Source organism: Alcanivorax sp. HI0044 (assembly GCF_001634945.1).
Genome location: NZ_LWEZ01001131.1, coordinates 1 through 4,270 on the forward strand (window position 1 = coordinate 1; position 4,270 = coordinate 4,270).

Here is a 4,270-nt window from a genome sequence, read left to right on the forward strand (position 1 = left end):
TATGTCATCTATGGCCTGCTCTGCCTGATTGGCGAATGGCTGGTCATGCGTGTCGCCCAGAGTGCCAACGCCTACCTGGGCGGCGGACAGACCCAACAGGTCACACGCCATGCCCGCAATCTGGCGCGCTGGATGATTGTCCCCTGGGTGCCAGTCATTGTGGTTTGGGAAAGCCTGGGACCGTCGCTGATGTACTACCTGTTTCTCGGGGTACTGCTGGTGGCCATTTACTGGGGGCTGGGGAGGCTACTGGCCTTGCGACACCAGGACTATCTGGTGTGTCTGCAGACACTGATGCCCTCACGGATAGACCCGCTGATTGCCCGCCTGCTCGAACCCGCCCTGTTCTGGCTGTTCGCGCCGTTGCTGCTGCCGGTTGCCCTGATCAGCTTCCTGGTGGGCTTTGTGGACCGGGTGCTGGCTGACTTCGACTGGTACATGCGGCTCAAGGCCCGCTGGTTTCGTTTCCGCGCCACGGTGGCCACCGATGAAGACGAGACCGATAACGGTGGGCAAACGGAAGCCCCCTCCTACGAGCGCTGGTTTGCCTCGGCCCTGCCGGACGATGCGAGCAAAACCCCGTTTATCGATACCGGGCTGGTGGCGGCCATGGAGAAAAGCATCCAGCGCTGGCATGAAGGCAAAACCGATGAAAACGCGCTGGTCGTCGCCGGCGAAAAAGGCTGTGGCAAAAGCGTGTCACTGGGCAAGCTCGACAAGGTGCTCGAAAAAAGCTGCCAGGCTCTGCAAACCCTGCACCTGAAAGTGCCTGCGAAAACCTGCACACCGGAAGCCATCCACCAGTTGATTGGCGATGCCCTGGGTACGGATCTGGTCAACGACGGGCCTGCCGCACTGGTCAAGGAAGATGAACACCGCCAACCCACGCTGGTGGTACTGGATGAAGCGCAGAATTTCTTCCTGGCGCAGTTGGGCGGGCTGGAAGGCTGGCGCACCGTGCTGAATCTGGTCAACGCACGGGTGGACAACGTGTTCTGGCTGTTGCTGATCAATAACCAGAGCTGGGCTTACCTGTGCAACGTATTCGGCCGCGAATACCAGTTCCGTAATGTGATCCGGGTAAAACGCTGGGGACAGACCGATATCCGTTCGCTGATTCTCAGCCGCAACCACCTGAGTGGCTTCCAGCTACGTTACGACGAAGTCTTGCTCTCTTCCCGGGGACCGGAAGCCGGCAACCTGCGCAATGCGGAGCAGCGTTATTTCAGCCTGCTTTGGGATGCCAGCCGGGGCAACCCCATGGTCGCGCTACGGTTGTTTTTAACCTCGGTGAAAGTGAAAGGTCGACAGGTCACTGTTGGCTTGCCCAACGCCCCCTCGGCCAGCATTCTCGATGGCATGGGCGACAACTCCCTGTTTGTTTATGCCGCCATTGCCACCCACGAAAACCTGACCAGCCACGAAATCAGCGCCGTGACACACCTGTCGGAAAACGTGGTGCGTTATGCCCTGAAGGGCGGTTTTGATGCGGGCTTTTTGCACAAGAGCGATGACGGCCGCTACCGGCTGGTGCCCCTGTGGTACCAGCAGGTGATCAGCTACCTGACACGGAAGAACCTGCTCAATGAATGATGGAAATATCGTCAACGACCTCACGGTGGTGGTAGAACTGTTCAACGTCTATGCGTTGATGCTGCTGTTTATCGGCGGCCTGGTGCTGTGGGCACTGAACTGGGGTATCAGCAAGGCCAGCCAGAAAATCACCGAGAAAATGCCTACCCGGCGTTTCCTGATTCTGCAGATCACCACCTTGATCGGCTTTGTTCTTTACACCGTCGGCGCCATCGCGCTGGTGATCGGGGTGCTGCAACCCCCCAAGGAGTTTATGCTCGCTGCCGGTGGCTCCATCGCGGTGGCATTGGGTTTTGCCCTGAAAGACATTGCCGCATCGCTGGTCGCCGGCCTGCTCCTGTTGTTCGACCGTCCGTTCCGGGTGGGTGACCGGGTGAGCTTCGATAATGTGTACGGGGAGATTGTCTCCATCGGCCTGCGCACCGTGCGCCTGCAAACCCTGGACGACAACCTGGTCACCATCCCCAATTCACGCTTTATCACCGACGTGGTGGCCTCCGGCAATGCCGGCGAACTGGACATGATGGTCGTTACAGACTTCCACATAGCCCTGGATGCCGATATCGAACAGGCCCAGGCCATCGTGGAGGAAATCATCGTCACCAGCCGTTACGCCTACCTGAAAAAACCGGTCACCTTTGCCATTGAAGAAATTGAAGTGGGCTACCGGCTAGCCATTCGCTTGCGCGCCAAGGCCTATGTGCTGGATGTGCATTACGAGAAAGCATTCCAGAGCGATATCGTGGTGCGGGTGTCCAAACGATTTTCTGAGGCGGACGTCAGACGGCCTGCTTAGCCATTGTCGCTGACGCCCCTTTCTGGTTAATTAGCGCTCTCCCAAAATCGTAATCTCTCCCAAGAAAAGGGCACCCATGGCGGCCAACACCACCAATCTGATCAACTTCGTCTTTGATATCGCCAACAAGCTACGTGGCCCTTATCTCCCGGCACAATATCGCAAGGTCATGCTCCCCATGACCGTGCTGCGCCGCCTGGATTGTATTCTCGCGCCTGGCAAAGAGGCTCTACTCAAGGAATACGACAAACTCCAGGCCAAGGGACTTGAAGGCAAGGCTCTACACAAAGCCCTGGCTCGCAAAGCCAGCAAGGATCGTAAACACCCGCTTTACAACATCAGCCCCTACACCTTCGAAAAGCTACTTGCGGACCCGGACAATATCGCCTCCAACCTGGTCAGCTATATCCACGGTTTTTCCAAACCCGCCCGCGAAATTTTCGAAGCCTTTGAGTTTGAATCCGAGATCGAGAAGCTGGACAAGGCCAACCGGCTCTACCTGATTATCCAGGAATTCACCCGACCGGAGGTGAACCTGCACCCCGCCCAGGTCAGCAACCACGACATGGGCTATGTCTTTGAAGAGCTGGTACGAAAGTTCAACGAACAGGCCAACCAGGAGGCAGGGGATCACTTCACCCCCCGTGAAGTCATCCAGCTAATGGCCCACCTGATCTACACTGGCGACGAGGAGCTCTATACCCCCGGCATCGCCCGTACCATTTACGACCCAACAGCCGGCACCGGTGGCATGCTCTCAGTATCCGAGGAATACATCACCGAGCAGAACCCTCAGGCTCATCTGGAGTTATTCGGACAAGAGTACAATGGCGAATCCTGGGCCATCTGTCGCTCAGACCTGCTGATCAAGGATGAACCCATCGACAACATTGCTTTCGGCGATACGCTGGGGGACGGCGTTACTGAAGACGGCCATCCGGATAAAACCTTCCACTATATGCTCGCCAACCCACCTTTTGGGGTGGAATGGAAGCCCCAGGAAAAATTCGTAAAAAAAGAACACAAACAACTGGGTTTCCATGGCCGCTTCGGCCCCGGTCTGCCCCGCATCAACGATGGTGCCACCCTGTTTCTGCTGCACATGCTCAGCAAAATGAAACCTGCCCCCGAACAGGGCGGAGAAGGCTCGAAGATCGCCGTCGTCTTCAACGGCTCCCCCCTGTTCAATGGCGAGCCAGGCCCAAGTGAAAGCAATATCCGCCGCTGGATCATCGAAAACGACTGGCTGGACGCCATCATCGCCCTGCCTGACCAGCTCTTCTACAACACCGGCATCTACACCTATATCTGGCTGGTCAGCAACCGCAAGCCGGCCCATCGCAAGGGCAAGGTGCAATTGATCGACGGCACCCGCCACTACCAGAAAATGCAAAAAAGTCTGGGCAACAAGCGCAACAAGCTCGGCGATCAACACATCGAGGAACTGACCCGTCTGTACGGCGACTTCAAAGACAGCGCTACCTGCAAAGTCGGCCTCAACGGTAAACGGGAAAAACGGATCTGCTCGAAAATCTTCGACAACCGGGACTTCGGCTACCTCAAGGTCATCGTGGAACGCCCCCTGCGCCTGAATTTCCAGTCCAGCGCCGAGCGCATCCAGCGCCTGTGGGAGGAAAAAGCCTTCCTCAATCTGGCCACCAGCAAAAAACGCAAAAACCAGGCAGAGCACGACCGGGAAGTTCAAGAAGGTGAAGCCACCCAGCAGCGCATCATCGCGCTGCTGAAAAAGCTCAGGAACACCCTCTATCAGGATCGCACCGAATTTGAAGACGTGCTCAACGCTGCCTTCAAGCGTGCCGACGAAAAACTGCCCGCCCCGATCAAAAAAGCCATCCTCAACGCACTGTCTGAACGTGACCC

At 57.1% G+C, this 4,270-nt stretch carries 3 protein-coding genes; all 3 read left to right on the forward strand.

The genetic code is table 11. The features are described from left to right. A partial coding sequence (locus A3730_RS13790) for an AAA family ATPase (RefSeq protein ID WP_156501204.1) occupies nucleotides 1-1,593 on the forward strand: 1,593 nt, incomplete at its 5' end. After that, nucleotides 1,586-2,389, forward strand: coding sequence for a mechanosensitive ion channel family protein (locus A3730_RS13795; RefSeq protein WP_063519715.1), 804 nt, complete (start codon nucleotides 1,586-1,588; stop codon nucleotides 2,387-2,389). The genes A3730_RS13790 and A3730_RS13795, both read left to right, overlap by 8 nt. Nucleotides 2,390-2,465: 76 nt before the next feature. Then, nucleotides 2,466-4,270: class I SAM-dependent DNA methyltransferase (locus tag A3730_RS13800; RefSeq protein ID WP_063538263.1), on the forward strand; the 1,805-nt coding region annotated here is incomplete at its 3' end.